General features: G+C 65.1%; 11 protein-coding genes. 3 read left to right on the forward strand and 8 right to left on the reverse strand.

The window, feature by feature from the left end; translation table 11 throughout:
• Positions 1-1,587 (reverse strand): ShlB/FhaC/HecB family hemolysin secretion/activation protein (locus ACK1U9_RS13085; protein ID WP_449109937.1); only part of this gene is annotated, 1,587 nt, incomplete at its 3' end.
• Positions 1,588-1,679: 92 nt separating this feature from the next.
• Positions 1,680-4,034 carry a peptidoglycan glycosyltransferase PbpC gene (pbpC, locus tag ACK1U9_RS13090; RefSeq protein WP_108481548.1) on the reverse strand — a complete coding sequence of 785 codons (2,355 nt, stop codon included), beginning with the start codon at positions 4,032-4,034 and terminating at the stop codon, positions 1,680-1,682.
• Between the two features lie 77 nt (positions 4,035-4,111).
• Between pbpC and ACK1U9_RS13095 the strand changes: the two genes are divergently transcribed.
• On the forward strand, positions 4,112-4,405 hold the full coding sequence (locus ACK1U9_RS13095; RefSeq protein WP_046616840.1) for a hypothetical protein: 294 nt from the start codon (positions 4,112-4,114) through the stop codon (positions 4,403-4,405).
• Between the two features lie 161 nt (positions 4,406-4,566).
• Here the strand turns inward: ACK1U9_RS13095 and ACK1U9_RS13100 are convergent, their stop codons facing one another.
• A complete protein-coding gene (locus ACK1U9_RS13100) occupies positions 4,567-9,465 on the reverse strand; it encodes an alpha-2-macroglobulin family protein (protein ID WP_449109938.1) in 4,899 nt (1,632 codons plus the stop codon).
• A 248-nt stretch (positions 9,466-9,713) separates the two neighbouring features.
• Here ACK1U9_RS13100 and ACK1U9_RS13105 point away from each other — a divergent pair, with 248 nt between their 5' ends.
• Positions 9,714-11,051, forward strand: a complete 1,338-nt coding sequence (locus ACK1U9_RS13105; RefSeq protein ID WP_108481550.1) for an MATE family efflux transporter — start codon at positions 9,714-9,716, stop codon at positions 11,049-11,051.
• A gap of 121 nt (positions 11,052-11,172) precedes the next feature.
• Here ACK1U9_RS13105 and ACK1U9_RS13110 read toward each other — a convergent pair whose 3' ends face one another.
• The 5 genes from ACK1U9_RS13110 to ACK1U9_RS13130 form a co-directional block, all read right to left on the reverse strand.
• Positions 11,173-11,628, reverse strand: coding sequence for an REP-associated tyrosine transposase (locus tag ACK1U9_RS13110; RefSeq protein ID WP_449109939.1), 456 nt, complete (start codon positions 11,626-11,628; stop codon positions 11,173-11,175).
• A gap of 150 nt (positions 11,629-11,778) precedes the next feature.
• Complete coding sequence (gene speA, locus ACK1U9_RS13115; protein ID WP_046616837.1) at positions 11,779-13,692, reverse strand: arginine decarboxylase; 1,914 nt, start codon at positions 13,690-13,692, stop codon at positions 11,779-11,781.
• A 152-nt stretch (positions 13,693-13,844) separates the two neighbouring features.
• On the reverse strand, positions 13,845-14,216 hold the full coding sequence (locus ACK1U9_RS13120) for a translation initiation factor Sui1 (RefSeq protein ID WP_046616836.1): 372 nt from the start codon (positions 14,214-14,216) through the stop codon (positions 13,845-13,847).
• A gap of 298 nt (positions 14,217-14,514) precedes the next feature.
• Positions 14,515-15,051 carry an NUDIX hydrolase gene (locus ACK1U9_RS13125; RefSeq protein WP_046615997.1) on the reverse strand — a complete coding sequence of 179 codons (537 nt, stop codon included), beginning with the start codon at positions 15,049-15,051 and terminating at the stop codon, positions 14,515-14,517.
• 2 nt (positions 15,052-15,053) lie between these two features.
• Positions 15,054-16,121: a DUF2333 family protein gene (locus tag ACK1U9_RS13130; RefSeq protein ID WP_046615996.1), complete on the reverse strand. Its 1,068-nt coding sequence runs from the start codon at positions 16,119-16,121 to the stop codon at positions 15,054-15,056.
• Positions 16,122-16,369: 248 nt separating this feature from the next.
• Here ACK1U9_RS13130 and ACK1U9_RS13135 point away from each other — a divergent pair, with 248 nt between their 5' ends.
• On the forward strand, positions 16,370-17,728 hold the full coding sequence (locus ACK1U9_RS13135) for a diguanylate cyclase (RefSeq protein ID WP_085601441.1): 1,359 nt from the start codon (positions 16,370-16,372) through the stop codon (positions 17,726-17,728).
• Positions 17,729-17,787: the final 59 nt, after the last annotated feature.

Genomic DNA, 17,787 nt, shown 5'->3' on the forward strand with positions numbered 1-17,787 from the left:
GGCCAGCTCCAGCGCCACATTGAACAAGCGCCCATCGCCCAACCGTACACCAAGCGCCGCCGAAGCCAGGTGGGCATCCTCCACAGGCCCCCGGTTATGCCAGGCCTGCGCCGTATCCAACACCACATAGGGCTGCACCAACGCCAGCCAGTTGGCGTGCATGCTGTAGTTCAACTCGTAAGCCACACCCCAGCCCTTGTCCCCGTCTGCCTGGTCGCGCGGGTAGCCACGGCCGAAACTCTGCCCGCCAAACCCCGCACGCTCGCTGTCGGGCAAGCGGTCATCACTCCAGTACAACGCCCCGGACACCACACCCTGCCAGCTACCGAGCAACGTGTCGCTCTGCAAACCGGAAAGCCGCAACCGCAGAAAATCCAGATCGTAGTCGGCATCGCTGCGCGCCCCGAGGTAATCCAGGCCCTGATAGACCCCGGCGCTGACGATACGCAAACGGCCCTCTTCCACCTTGCGCCAGTCGCCCTCGAATGACACAGCACGCACGTAGGTGTCGTAGTTCCGTGCCGATGGCACCCCATCCAACCGGTCCTCGAGGTGCTCACTGACCGAATACACCTGCCCCTGAACCACCATCCATTCATCCGGCCTGACGATCACTGGCTGGCGCAGGCCGATCGCATAGCGATCGCTGTCGATCTTGCGGGTGATGTCACGGCCATCGTCCAGACGAATCCGCGTGCCGGGCTCACTTCGGTAGCGCGAAGCTGACAGCAGCAGCTGGCTGCCGCCCGCGTCCAGGTACTGGCTGTAGGCCAGGCGCTGGTAATGCACCTGGTCAGTCCCCGGCGGCAGCGCCAGGCTGGCCTCGATCTGTTCGGCAAAGTGGGTCTGGGCGTGGCTGGTTGCCGTCAGCAGCGCCTGCGCATCGTCGCGGTTGCCATCAGCCACGGTAACAGCAGCGCTGAATGGCTTGCGCCGCGCACGCACGGTCAACCGAGCGGCACCAGCAGTGGTTTGCGCCACGGCCAGTTGCGGCTCTATCGTTACCCCCGGCAGGCGCTCGGCCAGGCCCATGTAGCGCTCCAGCGTTTCTCGGGTCAGCGGGCGCTCGGTGGCAAGCCGCCCCAGCAGTTGGTGCAGATAGGCGCCGGCCGGGCCGATATCGCCGTCTACGCGGTAATCACGGATATAACCTTCGACCAACACCACGTTGACCCGGCCATCGGCCAACTCCTGCGGCGGCAGGTAAGCGTACGACAACAGGTAGCCTTCCTGCCGATAGCGCTGGGTCAGGCGCGCGGTGTACTGCAGCAGCTCGCCCAACGTGGTCTGGCGCCCGATCAGAGGTTGGTAGTGTTCGCGCAGGTCGCTCAAGGGGAACACCGTGCCGCCTTCGAAGCGCACTTTATGCAGCACCAACGGGGTATTCGCAGGCGACCACGCGGGGCTGTCGCCATCCGCCACGCCCAGCTGCAGGTGAGCGCTGACCGGGCGGTAGGCATCTATCGGCAGGTTGGCGCCGGGCAGACGACGTTCGTACTCATGGCTGTCGAGAAAACCCGGCAAAGGTTCGGCATGGGCCGCAAGCGCCCAAGGCAGCAACAACAGGGGCACGACCAGAGGACGCATAGGGCGCTCCATGTTCCCTTGGGTTGCGGGGCGCCAGCCGGTCACACCCGTTACCTGCAAGCGTAGGTGCTGCCTCGGCCCTCGTCGAACAGCTACTCGCTGACCTGGAACGCCACGCGCGCCGTCTCGCCGCTTTCATCCAGCGCGCTGATTTCAGCCTGGCCTACCTGCTGGAAACGCACCAGCAGGCTGTCCTGACCTTGGGTTTCGCCCAATGGCTGGCCGTTGAGGAACCACCAGCGCCGCCCGCCACCGCCCAGGGCCGACACATACAATTGCAACGGTTCGCTGCTGGTGGCCGGGCGGCGCAGGTTGTCGCCCGCGCGAACGCCCACGATCGAAAGCGGTGGCGCGCTGGCCGGCACCTGCGGCGGGCAGGCCGGGTCGATGGCCGGCAGGCGCGCCGCACGCCGCTCCACGCGTGGCAGCCAAGGCTCCAGCGGGGCGGGCCATAAGGCGATGTCGCGTGTCCTGGCGCCCGGGCAACTGCCATCAACTCGCAGCCCCTGGTCGTTGACCCATACGCTTTCGCGCAGGCCCAGGCCTAGTGGCTGGTCGGCGGCCTGCAGGGTTGGCGGCGTAGTACCGTCCAGGGTCCAGGCGAAACGCTGACGCCGGCAGTTTGGGTCCTTTCTGTTCATCGGCTGGCCCAGCGGCCAACAGATCGCCGCAACGCCGACATTGGCCGGCACCCGCTCCACCGGCACGCTGATGCCACGCTGGCTGTCACGGTTGCTCAGCAGGTCGTGCACCTGCAGCATCAGCGGTGCTGCCGAGGCCAGCCCGAATTGCCCGGGTACCGGCGTGCCATCAGGGCGGCCGATCCATACGCCGATCAGGTAGCGGGGGCCCACGCCGATCGACCAGGCATCGCGAAAGCCATAGCTGGTGCCGGTTTTCCAGGCCAGTTGCGGGCGTTGCACCAGCTCGGCATGCGGGTCGCGGTCGGGGCGTGCCTGGCCGCTGAGGATGCGCCGAATGATCCACGCAGCCCCAGGTGACAGCAGGCGCCGTTCCAGCAAGGGATCCTGTGGTTGCAGGCGCACCCGCGCACTGTTGCCACCCCGCGCCAACGCAGCGTAGCCACCCACCAGGTCCTCCAGGCGGCTTCCCGCGCCACCCAGGATCAACGACAGGTTGGGCTCGGCCAGGGGTGGCAGTACCAGCGGCATGCCCGCCATGCGCAGCTGCGCGGCAAAGCGTTTCGGACCATAGGCCTCCAGTAGCTGTACCGCCGGCAGGTTGAGCGAAAGCGCCAGCGCCGAACTGGCCGACACCGGCCCGCTGAAACCCATCGAGAAGTTGCCGGGGCGATAGTCGCCATAGCGTCGCGGCACATCCTGCAGCAACGACTCGGAATGGATCAGGCCGTCATCCAGTGCCATGCCGTAGAGGAACGGCTTGAGCGTGGAACCCGGCGAACGCAACGAACGCACCATATCGACATGCCCGAAGCGGCGCTCGTCGGCCAGGTCTATCGAGCCCAGGTAGGCACGCACCGCCATGGTCTGAGCCTCGACCACCAGGATGGCGGCGGAGGTGCGCTCCGGTAGCCGTGCGCGCCAGCCCAGCAGCAGGTCCTCGAGGCGCCGCTGCAGCGCGGCGTCGAGCGTGGTGCGGATCAGCGGAGGGCTGTTGGCGCTGTTCAGGCGCCTGGCCAGCAGCGGCGCCAGGGCCGGCTCCTGACGTGGCGCCAGTACCAGCGGCTCTTCGCCTGCCTCACGGATTTGCTGGGCCGGCCACACCTGATATTCGGCCAGGCGTTGCAGCACCTTGTCCCGGGCGCGCTGGGCACGTTCGGGGTGGCGGTCCGGGCGCAGGCGGCTGGGCGCCTGGGGCAGCACGGCAAGCAGCGCCGCTTCGGCCGGGGTCAGGTGCATGGGCGACTTGCCCAGGTATGCCCAACTGGCGGCCGCCACGCCCTGCAGGGTGCCGCCGAAGGGCGCACGGTCCAGGTAGATCTGCAGGATTTCGCGCTTGGACAAATGCCATTCCAGCTGCGCCGTACGCCACAGCTGGCGCAGTTTGCCGGCCAGGGTGCGCTCGTGCGGGTCGAGCAGGCGCGCCACCTGCATCGACAGCGTGCTGCCGCCCGACACCACTCGCCCGCCGCGCAGGTTCAGCCAGGCAGCACGGGCCAGGGCCAATGGGTTGACCCCGGGGTGGCTGTAGAACCAGCGGTCTTCGTAGGTCAGCAACGCCTGCAGATACAGCGGCGAAACCTCGTCGGGGCTGACCGGGTAGCGCCACACGCCGTCGGCATCGGCAAAGCGCCACAGCGGCGTGCCGTCCTCGGCCAGCACCACCCGGGCCAGGTCGTCGCCGGGCAGGGGCAGCGGCCAGAGGCGGTCGGCCAGCCACAACAGGCCGAACAGCACCAGCAGGCCGATCACCGTGGCGCGCAACAGCCTGCCCGCACGGGTACGCGGCCGCGTTAAGCTTGGCATCGGGAACCGACCTGGCCAGGTAATGGCCAAAGGCTTGGGAACGGCAACATCGCCGATTCGTTCATCAGGAAGCAACTATGCATGTAGAAGGTTTTTTCGAGTGGCTGGGCCAGGCGCTGGGGTCGTTGATCCGCTTCATCGTCGATGCATTGAGCGGGCTGTTCAACCTGCTGGCCAGTGCCGGTGGCAATTTCATCGATGGCCTGGCGCGCACCTTGGGCATGGAGGCCTCGCTGCTCGGCATCCTCGCCCTGATCATCGGGCTGGTGCTGCTGTACTCGGCAATCCGCGCGTTCATGCGCGCCTCGATCATCCTCGGGATCATCTGGCTGCTGCTGGGGTTGTGGGTGATGAGCTGGGTGATTCACTGACATTGAACTGCCCGGCGCAGACCTGTGGGAGCGGCCTCGTGTCGCGAAAGGGCTGCGCAGCAGCCCCAGGATCTCAGCTCCGCCGCTTGAAATGCCGGGGCCGCTTTGCGGCCCTTTCGCGACACAAGGCCGCTCCCACATAGTGCGCGCAAGGCAGGTGCCTAGCGGGCTTTTACGGTCATCTCCCCTTGCCCATCCCCCACGGCCTGCAGGTTTGGCCGGTACATCGATTCGACCTGCGGCGGCGGTACTCGGTAGGTACCCGGGGTCACTGCCCGTGCCAGGTACAGCAGGTGGGTGGTGCCGTAGCTGTCCAGCTTGAGCGCGGCGACGTAGCGGTCATCGCGATACTCCTGGTGCACCACGCTGGCGTTCTGCATAGACTCGCGCCATTCCTTCACCGCACTGCTGGCGTTGTCCAGGCTGGCGGCACTCTGCGCCAGGTTCTGGTTTTCCAGCTCCAGGCCTGCCGGCAACAAGTCCACCACCAGCGCATCCGGCACCCGGTCTTCAGCCTTGAGCGCCAGGTGCACCAGCACCAGATCACCGCTGCGCAGGTTGTGCAGATCCAACGGTTGGCCATTCATGCCAAGGTACTCACGGCGGATCTGCATGCCGTTGCCACCTGCCGCAGGCGCCTGGCGTGGGTAACCCGACAAGGTCAATTGCTGGTACAGCGTTTCGCTGCCTTGGTTCTGCACGCTCAATGGCGAAGCCAGCAACGGGCCTTCGAGCTTCATGCCCGACTCGGCATTGTTGAACCCGCGCACTTCGCCCGCGCTGTCCAGGCGCGCCTGCCACTGGCCTTCTGGTTTGCCCAACAGGCCACGGCCGGCCAGGAACAGCGCATTGCGCTCCTGAGTCGACAGCCAGCGGTTGGCCGCCAGTTCATCCGACAGGGCGAACAGGCGCTGGTCGACCTGGCGGCTGGCCAGGTTGCTTTCCTGCAGCAGCGCCAGGATCAGTGCCTGGTCGCGCAGGGCGCTACCATAGTCGGCCATCCAGCCTTTACCGCGGCTGATGCCCAGCCCTGCCTGCAGCGCCTGCTCGGCACGCGGCTTGTCGCCCATCTTGTCCAGCGCCACCGCCAGTTGCACCAGCGGCAGGCCAGAGCGGGCATCGGCGCGGCGTTCGAACAGGCCACGCAGGGCACCCAGCGGCGCCTGCTGGCTGCGCGACAGCACCAATGCCGCATAGGCCTGCACGGCAAATCGGGTGTGTTCGGCGTTCTCGCTGTAGTCGACTTCGATCAGGTTGCGCTCCTGCAGGTAACGCAGCAGGCGCTCGCTGGCCTTCTTCAGCGCTTCGGCCGGCACACCATAGCCTTGGTCACGGGCGCGCAGCAGGAAGTCGGTGACATAGGCGGTCAGCCAGTATTCTTCTTCGCTGTCCGAGCTCCACAGGCCGAAGCTGCCGTTGTAGCGCTGCATGCCCAGCAGGTGCTCGATACCCATCTCGATCTTGCGCTTGCGCACATCGGCTGGCTCGCCCTTGATACCCAGGCGCTTGAGGCTGTCGGCATCGGCGTACAGCGACGGGTACAGGCCGCTGGTGGTCTGCTCCAGGCAACCGTAGGGGTAGGCTTCGAGGGCACGGATCTGCTCGGCCAGGTTCAGCGGTGGCCGGCTCGACAAGGCCAGGCTGGCTTCAAGCCCGGCGGGTTCGAAGGCGGCCAGGTCCGCTTCAGGCAGGGTCCATGGCTGGTCCTTCAAGGCCACGCGGTAGTGCTTGAGCATCGCCGGGTAGGCCGGGCGCACGCCCAGCGTCCACTCGCGCTCGAACGCACCGGTCGGCTCGTTCGGCAACTGCAGGCCAGTGACCCGCACATGCACCTTGCCCTGCCCCAGGCCACCTTGGGCCTGTACCGGCACCATCAGCGTCGAGCGCTGGCCTTCAGCCAGGGCTACGTTCTGCACGGCGTTGGCCGCCAGGCTCAGTTGCCCTTCGGTGCTGATTTCAACGTTCAGTTGCTGGGCACGGCCCGACAGGTTGGCCAGGTCCAGCGCAAGGCTGGTGCGGTCGCCACCGGCAAGGAAGCGCGGCGCGGAGAGCTCGGCAATCAGCGGCGCGGCGACCACGGTCTTGCCTTCGGCCATGCCAAAGTGTTCCTCGGTCCAGGCCTGGGCCATCAGCCGCAGTTCGCCATTGAAGTCGGGGATATCGACCGTGGCCTGGCCCTCGCCCTTGTCGTCCAGGGTCACCGGCAGGCTCTGTTGGGCGACAATGGTCACCGTGGTGTTGGGGCGCTTGCCACCCTTGGCCATCGCCGCGTCACCACCGAACGCCAGGCTGGCCAGGCGGCCCTGGCCCGCTTCGATCAACTGGCCGTAGATATCCAGCTGGTCAGCCCCGTAGGCCTTGCGCCCGAACAGGCTGGCGAAGGGGTCGGGGGTCTTGAAGTCGGTGATGTTGAGAATGCCCACGTCCACCGCCGACAACAGCACATGCACCTGCCTGGGCACGCTGCCATCGGCATTTGCAGCCTTGACCTTTACGGTCAGCGGCTGTTTCGGGCGCATTTTCTCCGGCGCCTGCAGGCTCACCGCCAGCTTGCGATCGGCCCGGTTCAGCGGCAGGTGCAGCACACCTACCGCGCGTTTCGGCGTAGCGTTGGCCTTGCGTTCACCCGGGCGGATGACCAGCGCGCTGATGTACAGGTCATGGCGAGCCCACTGTTTGTCCAGCTGCACATCGAACGTCTTGCCCTCGGCGGGCACGTCGATCTCCTGCCACCACAGCGGGCCATCACTGGACTCGATCATCAGGTAGCCACTGCCGGCTGCGGGCGGGGTTACGGTGACCTTGGCGGTAGCGCCGTCGGCGTAGGCCGGTTTGTCCAGCGCCAGCTTGACCTGGTCCGGCCGCACCGCGCCGCCTTCGGCGTTGTCCTGGGCGCGGTAGCCGGCCCAGAAGCGCGCGCTGGACACCAGCCCGGTCTGCGGGTCTTCCACCTCGACACGGTACGGGCCCCATTCCACCTGGAAGCTCAGCTTGGCGGTGGAGCCGGCCTTGACGCTGACGGTCTCTTCGCTCTGGGTGAGGAATTTCTCGTTGTAGGCGTAGCTCCAGCCATCACTCTGCGAGTAGTTCCAGTAGTAGTCGCGGCGCTCTCGTACCAGCCGCACCTTGAGGTCGTTGGCCGCCAGCTTCTTGCCGTTGCGGTCGGCCACCAGGAACTCGAACTCCACCGGCCCGTCACTGTCGGTTTCCTCGCCGTCGAACAGGCCACGCAGGCCTGGCAGGCGCTCGGCCGGCCAGATGGGTTGCTCCAGGCGCCGGGTGATCGGCCGGCCACCGGACTCCTGCAAGCTGGCCTGCACGGTCAGTTGCAGCGGCGAGCGGGCTTCGGCCCAGCGGCTTTCGATGTCGACCACGGCCTTGCCGGCCTGGTCGAGGGTGACTTCGTCCAGCTCCAGGTCCTGGTTCAGCTCGGTTTCGGTGACCGAGCCGAATTGGTAGCCAGGCAGCGCCGGTACCGCCTCGCGCAGCGGGCGAACATAGGCCTGGCCGCTCAGGCGGTTGCCGGCAGCCGGGGCGCCGTAGAGGTAGCGGCCATTGACCTGGATACGTGCATCCTGATCCGGAGACAACGGTTTGCTGCTGCCTTTGAGTTCCAGCGCCAGGCGCTCGGGCAGGAAGTCTTCGACGAGGAATTCGTACACCTGCTTGCGCCCGCCGCCCAGGTCGAGCAGCAGTTGCCAGCGGCCGGTCGGGGCCTCGCTGGCCAACTGCAGTTGGTACTGGTACAGGCCATTGCCGTCGGCTTCCCAGACGAATTTGCGGCTGACCTGCTCATCCGGGCGACGCACTTCCACGCTTACAGGCTGAGCCTTGACCGGCTTGCCGTCCTGGTCGCGCAGCAGGCCGTTGAGCAACACCGTTTCACCGGGGCGATACAGGTCACGTGGGCCGAAGATGAAGAACTGCAGCGGGTTTGCCTGTGGGCCAGTGATGTCGAACTCGGCCAGGTCCAGCGCCGCGCTGCTCAGGCGCAACAGCGTGGTGTGCACACCCTGGGTGGCGATCAGGGTGTCGGCCTTGGGCGTGATCGGCAGTTGGGCGTGGCCATCGCTATCGGTGCTGGCCTGGGCCAGCAGCTTGCCCTTGTCGTCATGGATTTCCAGGTTCACGCCGTTCATCGCCTTGCCACCTTCCAGGGCCTGGGCGAACACATCGAGGCGGTCGCGGTAGCGGTGCGCAGACACGCCGATGTCGCTGAGGGTGAACAGCGTCGCGGGTTGCGAGTAGTCGTAGGTGCCCGAGGCACGCATCACTGCCAGGTACACGCCTGGCTCCTGCAGCGGCTTGATGCCAGCAATCGGCAGCAGCACGGTCTCGCGGGTGTTGCGTGCGGGGTTGAGGTCGAAGCGGCCGCTGTAGACCAGATCGGCCATGTCCAGGGTTTCCTTGGACTGGTAGTAGTACAGGCTGCTGTTGCGCCCCCAGTTGACCAGGAAGGTCGAGAGCATGTCCGGCTTCACGCGGAAGAACTCGACATCGACCTTGTCGACGTTGAGCGCTATCACCGGCAGGCCCTCGGCCAGGCGCGTGGGCAGCAGCGAACCGCGGCTGGCGAAGCCGATGGTCGGCTGCATGTCGCGGGTTTCCAGGCGGGTGATCGATTCCTCTTCCAGCTGCTTGCCGTTGACGGCCAGTAGGCCCTTGTCGACGGTCAGTACCAGTTTGCGCTGCGGCTCCAGGTGGCGCAGGCGCAGCTCCATCTGGTTGTCGGAGAGTTCCCAGGCGCCATCGAGCTTGCCTTTGACGGTGTCGACCAGGTGCACTTTGCTGGCGAACTCCTGCTTGGCATCCAGCGGCGCGGAAAAACTGATCGACAGCGTTGCAGCGCCATCGAGCTGCACTTCGGAAACATCCAGCACCCTCAGCTCGCGGCCCTCGTAGCGTTTGGCGAGTACAGCCGGGTCTTCGCGCTGGGGGGCAGGGGCGGCGGGCGCTGTGGCCGCCGGCTTTTCGGATGGCGCCGGCTTGTCCGGCGTCGAAGAGTCACAGGCACTGAGCAGAGCCAGCGCGCAGGCCAGCAACAATCCTTTGTTGAACATGGAGTAGAACTCTTAGGCAGCGTGTACGTGAGGGCAGCAACTATAGCGCAACTATGGTCGCGCGAATTGGCTGCATGGCCGGTACACTGCTGGCAATTTAGAAAAGCGGGGGCGCTTTGCGCCCCTTTCGCGACGCAAGGCCGCTCCCACAGGTACTGCACAGGCTTCCGGTTTGCACGCCACCTGTGGGAGCGGCCTTGTGTCGCGAAAGGGCTGCGCAGCAGCCCCAGGATTCCCCAGGACACCCGATGACCTCACTGACCACCGACTGGCAGCACCGCCCAACCCACCACAAGGTCTGGGCCCTGGCCGCGCCGATGATCCTGTCCAACATCTCCGTGCCGCTGGTAGCTCTGGTCGACAGCACGGTCATCGGCCACCTTCCCCACGCCCACCAGTTGGGTGCCGTAGCCGTGGGCGCCACGCTGTTCACCTTCATGGTCGGCCTGATGGGCTTCCTGCGCATGGGCTCCACCGGCTTCGCCGCACAGGCCGCCGGCCGTGGCGACGGTGCAGCGCTGCGCCAGGTGCTGGTACAAGGGCTGCTGCTGGCGGTCGGCTTCGCCCTGATGATCGGCTTGCTGGCCCTGCCCTTCAGCCAGCTGGCGCTGCATGCGATGCAACCCAGCGCGGCCCTGCAGCAAGCCACCGAAGACTTCTTCCATACCCGCCTGCTCGGCCTGCCCGCGGCACTGGCCAGCTACGCCCTGGTCGGCTGGTTCCTCGGCACCCAGAACGCCCGGGCACCGCTGGCCATCCTGCTGACCACGAACCTGCTCAACATCGCCTTGAACCTGTGGTTCGTGCTTGGCCTGGGTTGGGGCGTACTGGGTTCGGCGCGGGCGTCGGTGATTGCAGAATGGAGCGCCGCCCTGCTCGGCCTGGCCCTGACCCGCCCGGCCCTGCGCGCCTACCCGGGGCAGATCGTGTGGGCGGCGCTCAAGCACTGGCAGGCCTGGCGGCCGCTGCTGGCGGTGAACCGCGACATCTTCCTGCGCAGCCTGGCGTTGCAACTGGTGTTCCTGCTGATAACCGTGCAAGGCGCACGCCTGGGCGAGGCCACCGTGGCGGCCAATGCCCTGCTGCTCAACGGCCTGCTGTTGACTGCCTATGCGCTCGACGGGTTGGCGCATGCGGTGGAGGCCCTGTGCGGCCATGCCATTGGTGCTCGCGACCGCGACACCCTGCGCCGCTCGCTGGTGGTGGCCGGTGGCTGGTCGCTGATCACCAGCCTGGGGTTTGCCGGGTTGTTCCTGCTGGGCGGGTACCTGTTCATCGATTTGCAGACCGACATCGAGAGTGTGCGGGCAGCGGCCTATCCGTACCTGCCGTACCTGGCATTGCTGCCGTTGATTGCGGTGTGGAGCTATTTGCTGGATGGCTTGTTCATTGGCGCGACACGGGCGCGGGAGATGCGTAATGCAATGCTGGTGTCGGTGGTGATTGCGCTGCCCTTGGGAGTGCTCATGGGTGGGTTTGGCAACCATGGGTTGTGGTTGGCGTTTCTCGGGTTCATGGCGTTGCGGGCGGTGACGTTGGGGTGGGTGGGGTGGCGGTTGCAGGAAAAAGGTGGGTGGATTCAGTAATGCCGGGGCCGCTTTGCAGCCCATCGCGACGCAAGGCCGCTCCAACATTGATCAGCGTACGCAGGACTTTGTGGGAGCGGCCTTGTGTCGCGAAATGAGGGCGAAGCCCTCACCTGCGGACTCACAGCCACACACAATCCCAATGTGGATAATCACCAGCCCGCCGCACCGGACCAGCCCGAATGGGATTGGCGATGATGTAGCGCGCCACTGCCCTCACATCCTCCTCGCGGCGCAACGCCCGGTCATGAAAGCTGGTCTGCCAGATATGCCGCCTGTCAGCCCCCACCTTGTACAGCGCACAACTGCTTCTGGACTTGAACTCGCACATCAGCCTACCCAGGCTCAACGGCCCAAGTTCAATAAGCCAATGAAGATGATCCGGCATCAAGACCCACGCCAAAGATCGACACGCCTTGCGCTCTTCGCTGAGCCGCAATTGCTGGATAACTGCTCTGGCGAACAAGAAGTTCTTGAACAACGGTGTTCGGTTGCGAGTGGTTGTGGTGAGCAGGTAGAGACGCCCTGGTTCGGACACTCGGCCACTACGTAAACGATGGGAGCCGGGACTTTCCATGTCATCCTCCTTTGAACATTGCATTCAAAGGTAGCGGCGCTGATGCGATAGCCGAGGACTGGACCATTACCAGGTATGACGCGGTGAGGGCTTCGCCCTCATATCGCGACGCTAGGCCGCTCCCACAAAAAAGCGGGAGCGGCCTGGCGGTTAAGACGACAGGTACGAAGACCGCGTCAACCCAAGGCGCAAGGCATCCAGGAACTGGGTCCGCTCCCGCGCAGTGATCTTGGCGCTGGCGACCTTGTCACGGTAGTGGGTCATCAACTCCTCCGGCGACAGGTGCACATAGCGCAGCATGTCTTCGATGGTGTCGTGGGTCTCGATACCGGCGTGGTACACGCTACCGTCGGCGTTCTGATAGATGTTCACCGAGTCGGTGTCACCGAACAGGTTGTGCATGTCACCGAGGATTTCCTGATAGGCACCGACCAGGAACACACCCAGCAGGTAGTCCTCGCCCTCCTTCACCGCATGCACCGGCATGCTGGTCTCGATGCTCTGCTCGTCAACGTACTGGTTGATCTTGCCGTCGGAGTCGCAGGTAAGGTCCTGCAGCACGGCACGACGCATCGGTTCTTCGTCCAGGCGGTGAAGCGGGATGATCGGCAGTACCTGGCCGATGGCCCAGGTGTCCGGCAGGCTCTGGAACACCGAGAAGTTGCAGATGTACTTGTCGGCCAGCTTGTCGTTCAGCTCGTCCAGCACCTGGCGGTGCGAGCGCTGGCGGGCTTTCAGCGAGTTGTGCAGGCGGCGGCACACGGCAAAGTAGCACTGCTCGGCCAGGGCCTTCTCGGCCAGGCTGATCTTGCCATCGGCATACTGCGCGGCCACGTCACCCATGTAGTGGGTGGCGCGCCAGTAGGTCTCGGTCACCATCTCGATATCGGTCGGGCCGAGCAGGTCGACCAGCCACTGCACGGTCTCGGGCAGGGCTTCCTTGTTCTCGATGGTCGGCACCTCGTCGTTGTGCTTCTCGACGTCGGTTACCTGGATCACCAGCATGGCGTGGTGCGCGGTCAGCGAACGGCCGCTTTCGGAGAAGATGTGCGGGTGCGGCAGGCCCTGCGCGTCGCAGAACTCCTTGAGCATGCCCACCACCACGCCGGCGTAGTCGTCCATGTCGTAGTTGATCGAGCTGGCATTGCGCGAGTGGGTGCCGTCGTAGTCCACACCCAAACCACCGCCAACGTCGATATGGTCGACCGGCAGGCCCAGCGCACGCAGCTCACCGTAGTAACGGATGGCTTCCTTGAAGCCGTGCTGGTAGTCGGCCAGGTTGGCGATCTGCGAACCCATGTGGAAGTGCAGCAGGCGGATGCCCTGGTCCAGGCCGGCATCGCGGAAGCGCTGTACCACCGAGATCAGCTGAGCGGCGGACAAACCGAACTTGGACTTCTCGCCACCGGTGTCGGCCCACTTGCTCGAAGCCAGCGACGAAAGGCGCACGCGCAGGCCGACCTGCGGCTTGACCTTGAGCTCGGCGGCCTCGTCGATCACCAGGGCCACTTCCGACTCTTTCTCGATGACGATGAACACGTTGTGGCCAAGCTTCTGGCCCATCAGCGCCAGGCGAATGAACTCGCGGTCCTTGTAGCCGTTGCAGACGATGGTGCCGCCCTTCGGCGCCAGCGCCAGCACGGCCAGCAGCTCAGGCTTGGAGCCGGCTTCCAGGCCGATGGAGACGTTCTGCGTGGCGATGATGTTTTCCACCACCGCTTCCTGCTGGTTGACCTTGATCGGGTACAGCGCGGTGTACTTGCTCTGGTACTCCAGGCGCGCGATGTTGGCGTCGAAGGCGCCGGTCAGCTGGCGCACGCGGTCCTGCAGAATGTCGGGGAAGCGCACCAGCAATGGCAGCGACAGGCCGCTCTGGCGCAGTTCGTCGACCTGTTCGAACAGGTCGATCGGCGCGCTTTTCGGGCCGTTGGGGCGTACTTCGACGCGCCCGGCTTCATTGATGGCGAAATAACCAGCGCCCCAATGACGGATGCCATAAACACTGCGGCTGTCGGCCACGGTCCATTGGCTACCATCGTCTTTGCGTGTGCGTCGTACGGACATTCAAGTCCCCTATAGATAAGTCGAAGACACTGCCCCGCAAGGAGGCGGGCGCAGTGTAGAAGCCAAAAATGACGATTCGTCCGCGCCCTGGGGTAGACCCTGGTCACGGCAACGAGTTTAGAAAGCACTGGGCAAAAAATCGCGTGGCCGTATCAGCCGCCGGACTTTTTCGCCTTGAAGCCCTGCCTGGTCAGCTCACCGATCAGCAGTTCGACATGGTCGCCCTGGATTTCGATGACCCCGTCCTTCAGGGCGCCACCAGTACCGCAGCGGCGCTTGAGGGCAGAGGCCAGCTCCTTGAGCTGATCGAGCGGCAACGGCACACCAGTGACGGTGGTCACGGTCTTGCCGCCGCGGCCCTTGCTTTCGCGGCGCACACGGGCAATGCCATCGCCTTCGGGGATGACCTGCTGCTTGCAGGTACAGGCATCTACCGGCTGGCCACAGTCGGGGCAGTGCCGACCGGCGTCGGTGGAGTAAACGAGACCGCCAAGGGCGGCGAAGGAAGAAGCTTTCTTGGCCACTTTTGTTCCTCTGTGCTGAGGACAAAAACTGGTCGGCCCCAGGGGGTTGAGCCCGACCGCGAAGCCCCACTCTGGCAGGGGCGGCGCTACCACCGCAAGACCTGCGGCAGCCCGAAAAGGGCGCGCAGTTTAACGATAAATCCGGCTGTTGCTAAGTACTGGATTGCGGCATTTTGCGAATGTTTTGCGACCCCTTCGCGGGTGAACCCGCTCCCACAGGTACCGCGCAGGTTTCACGACCTGTGAAATCCCTGTGGGAGCGGGTTTACCCGCGAAGGGGCCGGCATGGGCCACGCATCTATTTGAGGCTTGCTTTATAGCGCTGCAAGGCCGCCAACGAGTCCGGGCAATACGGCTTGGTCAGGCTTTCTTGCTCAGCCTGCTCCAGGCCAATGAAGCGCGCCTCGATCACCTCTTCCGGCTGTAACCGCAACGGAGCATCCGACACCGCCGAATACACCGCACACCACAAGTGGTTATCCGGCTGGTCAAAGTAGAACCGCTCATGAAAACGCAGCTCCACACCGTCGATCCCCAGCTCCTCGGCCAACTCCCGCGCCGCCGACTCGGCATACGCCTCCCCGGCCGTCACCATGCCGCCTGCCGCCACATCCCAGTACCCCGGGTACAGCGCCTTGCTCAGGGTCCGCCGGTGCACGCACAGCTCACCGGCACTGTTGAACAGCAGAATGAACGTGCAACGCCCTATCAGGCCGCGCTCGCGCAGCTCGGCGCGGGGCAAGGCCCCCAGCACCTGGTCGGCTTCGTCCACCCAGGTGACCAATTCTCGGTCGGAGGCCGCCCGATGTGCGGCCTCGGTCGGGCTGATAGCCATCATCAACCTTGCGACAGCAGCTGACGCAGGTCGATGACCGCCGCGTTGGCCCGGGAAATGTAGTTGGCCATGACCAGCGAGTGGTTGGCCCACATGCCGAAGCCGCTGCCGTTGAGCACCATCGGGCTCCACAGGGCTTCCTGCGAGGCTTCCAGCTCACGGATTATCTGGCGCACGCTGACCGTGGCGTTCTTCTTCGCCAGCACGTCGGCAAAGTCCACCTCGATGGCGCGCAGCAGGTGCGACAACGCCCAGGCCTGGCCACGGGCTTCGTAGAACACGTTGTCGATCTGCAGCCATGGGGTTTCCACCAACTCCTCGTCCACCTGCGGCGCCTGGCCGGCGACCACCGACTCGGTCTTGAGCGTGGTGTTGAGCTTGACTCGGCCAACGCTGGCCGAAAGACGCTGCGACAGCGAACCCAGGCGGGTGGCCACGTCACCCAGCCAGTTGTTCAGGTTGTCGGCACGGGTGTAGAAGATCGCGCCCTTGTCGCCGGCAGCCAGACGGGTCTGGTAGCGGGTCAGCGACTTGATGCCCTCTTCGAACTCCGACTCGCTCGACGGCAGGATCCAGCTCTTGTTGTCGAAGTTGAAACGCGGTTCGGCCTTGGCCAGGTCGGCGTCTTCGGTCGACTGCGACTGCGAACGGGCGAAGTCCTTGCGCAGGGCACGGGATAGGTCGCGCACCTGGACCAGCACGCCATATTCCCAGCTCGGCATGTTGTCCATCCACAGCCCTGGCGGGAAGCGGTCGTTGGAAATGTAGCCGCCGGGCTTGTTCAGCAAGGTGCCGGCCACGGTCTTGAGGGTTTCGATGGTGGTGTAGCCCACCACCATCTGCTGGCCGGTACGCTCGGCGGCGGCCTGGGCGTTCTGCTGCACCGGGAACAGCTCCGGCTCCTGGCTCCAGTACCAGCCCAGGCCGATACACACCAGCAGGTACAACCCGATCAGAGTCCCCAGGGCACGGCTCCAGAGGCCGCCAAGGTAGCTACGGGCCGCGGCGCCACGGCCGTCGACACGCTCGCGGGGCTCGGCTTTGGCCTCGCGGTTTTTCCAGTCCAGCATGGCTTTGTCCTTAATCAGTCACGACGGTTCAGGGGCTTTGACCACAGGCCTGCGCCAGGGTGCCACGGCAAGCCCGCGTGGCAGCACTATAAAGCAGACACCGCCTTACGCATAAGCGACCAATCGGTCAGCAACTGAATATTCGTTCCGGCAGCTTTGTTGATGCAGGGCACTCACGCACCTGAAAAGAACTGCTAGCATAGAGCCATCATTGCCCCTGCACACCCCAACCTACAAGTAGCCAGGACATGAGCCAAGCAGCCGAGCCGAGCCCGCTGTGCCCCGCCCAACAGCTGTCGCGTAGCGGCCTGCGCAAGGACGACCCGCTCGATCAGGTGCTGCTGCCGCCCCTGCGAAAGCCGGTGTACATCCTGCTGCAGGACCACGAGCGTGCGCAGCGGCTGGCCCAGCAACTGGAATTCTTTGGCCTGGTGGTTCAGGCGCTGGCCAATGCCGCGGCGTTTCAGGCCTCGATCGGCGAATACCCGCCCTCGGCCATCATCATGGATGTCGATTTCAACGGTGCCGGCCAAGGCCTGCTGCTGGCTGCCCAGGTGCAGCAGGGGCTGGCCCGGCATATACCGCTGCTGTTCTTCAGCCACCACGAAACCGACACCCCGACCCGCCTGGCCGCAGTGCGCGCCGGTGGCCAGGACTTCCTCACTGGCACCCTGGAAGCCTCCAGCCTGCTGGAGAAGATCGAACTGCTGACCAATGCCACCCAGCATGACCCGTTGCGCGTGCTGATCATCGACGACTCGCGCACCCAGGCCTTGTATACCGAGCGCGTGCTGGCCAGCGCCGGCATGATTACCCGCAGCCTGACCGACCCGATCCGCACCATGGCCGAGCTGGCCGACTTCCAGCCCGACCTGATCATCCTCGACCTGTACATGCCAGCCTGCACCGGCCCTGAGCTGGCCAAGGTGATCCGCCACAGCGACCGTTATGTGAGCGTGCCGATCATCTACCTGTCTGCCGAGGACGACCTGGACAAACAGCTGGATGCCATGAGCGAAGGCGGTGATGACTTCCTGACCAAACCGTTTCGCTCACGCCACCTGATCACCACCGTACGCAACCGCGCCGCACGCGCCCGGCACCTGAAGGCGCGCATGGTGCGCGACAGCCTGACGGGGTTGTATAACCACACCCACATTCTGCAACTGCTGGAAGACTGCAGCTTCCGCGCCCGTCGCGAGCAGCAGCCGTTGAGCTTTGCCATGCTCGACATCGACCACTTCAAGAAGATCAACGACCGCCACGGCCACCCCATGGGCGACCGGGTGATCAAGAGCCTGGCGCTGTTTCTCAAGCAGCGCTTGCGCAAGACCGATTTTATTGGCCGTTACGGTGGTGAAGAGTTCGCCATTGTCATGCCCAATACCGCGCTGGACGCAGCGCACAAGGTGCTGGACGAAATCCGCCGGCGCTTTGCCGAGATTCTCTACCCGGCGCAGCCGCGGGACTTGCAGTGCACCTTCAGTGCAGGGGTGGTGCAAATGGATGAGGGGCTGGATGCGCTGACCATGGCCAGTGCGGCGGACGAGGCGCTGTACCGGGCCAAGCATGCCGGGCGTAATTGCGTGGTGCGTGTGGAGCCCTGAACCAAACTTTGCCTGTGCCGGCCTCTTCGCGGCTGAAGCCGCTCCCACAGGTACTCCAC

The organism is Pseudomonas sp. XP1 (genome assembly GCF_053557675.1).